This window comes from Pseudanabaena sp. 'Roaring Creek', assembly GCF_001402795.1.
Lineage (GTDB): Bacteria > Cyanobacteriota > Cyanobacteriia > Pseudanabaenales > Pseudanabaenaceae > Pseudanabaena.
This window is the reverse complement of the sequence record NZ_LIRE01000085.1, coordinates 1-2,336: the sequence shown is the minus strand read 5'-3', so window position 1 is coordinate 2,336 and position 2,336 is coordinate 1. Positions and strand designations below refer to the sequence as shown.

Below are 2,336 nucleotides of genomic sequence, written 5' to 3'. Positions count from 1 at the left end.
TACTCCCTTCCCAGTGAAAAATTAGCGTTGCGGCGCAAAGCGCCGCAACGCTAATTTTTCACTGGGAAGGGAGTAGCGTTTTGTGATTTTAATGTTAACTAATATTAAAGAATCTCGCCAATTATGCTTAGAATCAGAGTAGGCAGTTTAAAAATGATTTATAGGCTTTTTAGCAAAACTTAGAAACGCAAACTAATGGGAAAACCGACAGGATTTATTGAGTACCTTCGCGAAGCACCAACGGAAATACCACCAAGCGATCGCATTAAAAATTGGGATGAATTTCATGTCCATATGCCCGATGAAAATCTGCGTACACAGGGCGCGAGATGTATGGACTGTGGCACACCTTTTTGCCATACAGGAAATCTAATTAGCGGTATGGCAAGCGGATGCCCAGTCAATAATTTGATCCCCGAATGGAATGACTTGGTATATCGTGGGCTATGGCGCGAGGCGCTCGATCGCCTGCATAAAACTAACAACTTTCCCGAATTTACAGGTAGGGTATGTCCCGCACCCTGTGAAGGCTCCTGTGTCCTAGGGATCACCAATCCACCTGTCACGATTAAAAATATTGAATATTCGATCGTGGATAAGGGTTGGGAAGAAGGTTGGATCATCCCCGAACCACCGACAAAGCGCACGGGCAAAAAAGTTGCCGTCATAGGTTCGGGACCCGCAGGGCTAAGCGCTGCCGCACAGCTTAACAAAGCAGGACATTGGGTCACGGTCTACGAACGCGCCGATCGCCCAGGCGGACTGCTGATGTATGGCATTCCCAATATGAAATTGGATAAGCAAAAGGTCGTGTTGCGGCGTTTGGATATCCTCGAAAAAGAGGGTGTGAAATTTATCTGTAATACCGAAGTCGGTAAGGATTTAGCCGCAGCAGATCTACTCAAAGAATTTGATGCGATCGTCCTTTGTACTGGGGCAACAAAACCCCGCGATCTAAGTATTGAAGGACGAGAGCTTAAGGGTATTCATTTTGCGATGGAATTTCTCACCGCCAATACCAAGGCAGTTCTCAATGGTAAGTCAGGGGATGGCTTTATCTCTGCGCAGGGCAAAGATGTTGTAATTATCGGTGGTGGTGATACTGGTACTGATTGCGTTGGCACATCAATTCGTCATGGCTGTACCAGCGTTGTGCAATTAGAAATCATGCCTAAGCCTCCCGAAACTCGTGCTAAGGATAATCCTTGGCCAGAATGGCCGAAGGTCTATAAGTTGGACTACGGACAGGAAGAAGCTCGTGCAAAGTTTGGTGACGATCCCAGAGCATATATCACCACAGCGACTAAAATCGAAGGGGACGAAGACGGTCAGGTGAAAGCTGTTCATACCGTGCAAGTGCAATGGGAGCGTAATGACAAAGGTCAATTCATTCCCAAGCAAGTAGCTGGTACGGAAAAGGTAATTCCCGCACAGATCGTACTGTTGGCAATGGGTTTCCTTGGACCAGAACAACCTTTACTTGATTCTCTAGGCTTAGAACGCGATCCTCGCAGTAACGTCAAAGCGAATCATGGTCAATTCACCACCAGTCTTCCTAATGTCTTTGCCGCAGGCGATTGTCGTCGCGGACAAAGTCTCATTGTTTGGGCGATTAATGAAGGTCGTGGCGCTGCCCGTGAATGCGATCGCTATCTGATGGGTGATACCGATTTACCCTAAGCCAAATTTTCTGCTGTTGGTACTCAGTAGCTGGGCATGATTAAAACCCAGCGTCAAAACCCTTAGCCCAAGCCCTTAGCCCAAGCTGCTTTTGCTAAAGGTTTTAGGGTTTTATGTTGGATTGCGCCCTGCTATTTATCGGTTCTGAAAAGCTGAGAAAACACCATAAAGTAATACCAAAGCTGAATATGGCTACGCCATTTTCAGCTTTGAAAACCCTGACTGGGTTTGGTTTTTAATTTGCAAAAGTGTTCTCCAACCTTTGTGAATTGGTATAAATATAGGGAAAAATTAAATTATGGAAAGTAATGTATCGGTCTCACCAGAGACCGTTTATGAAAACCTCAACCAACTAGATCAAGTGGATTTAACGACCAGTGCCGTTTATCGTGAAATGGCGCAAGACGTTCTTGCCAATCCTGAGGTTAACTTTAATGTGCGAGAAGCGATCGCCGATCGTTTGAATCAAGCCAACCAGCAATTAATTAATACCACCGTTAGTAAGACCGATAGTTACTAAGTAGCTAATGTAAATCGCTATATAGCTACAGTCACTTGACTTAGGACAAAGCAAACCCCAAGAATTGACTGGAGGCGCTTCGCGCCTCCAGTCAATTCTTGGGGTTTATGTCCTAGTACAATTGGCGACAGCTATA

The 2,336-nt window shown here is 45.5% G+C and carries 2 protein-coding genes; both read left to right on the top strand.

All coding sequences use genetic code 11. From position 1 onward, the window contains the following. Positions 1 to 195 precede the first annotated feature (195 nt). Positions 196 to 1,680, top strand: coding sequence for a glutamate synthase subunit beta (locus AC805_RS02930; protein ID WP_055074028.1), 1,485 nt, complete (start codon positions 196 to 198; stop codon positions 1,678 to 1,680). Between the two features lie 298 nt (positions 1,681 to 1,978). Next, complete coding sequence (locus AC805_RS02925) at positions 1,979 to 2,200, top strand: hypothetical protein (RefSeq protein WP_055074027.1); 222 nt, start codon at positions 1,979 to 1,981, stop codon at positions 2,198 to 2,200. The last annotated feature ends 136 nt before the right edge of the window (positions 2,201 to 2,336 follow it).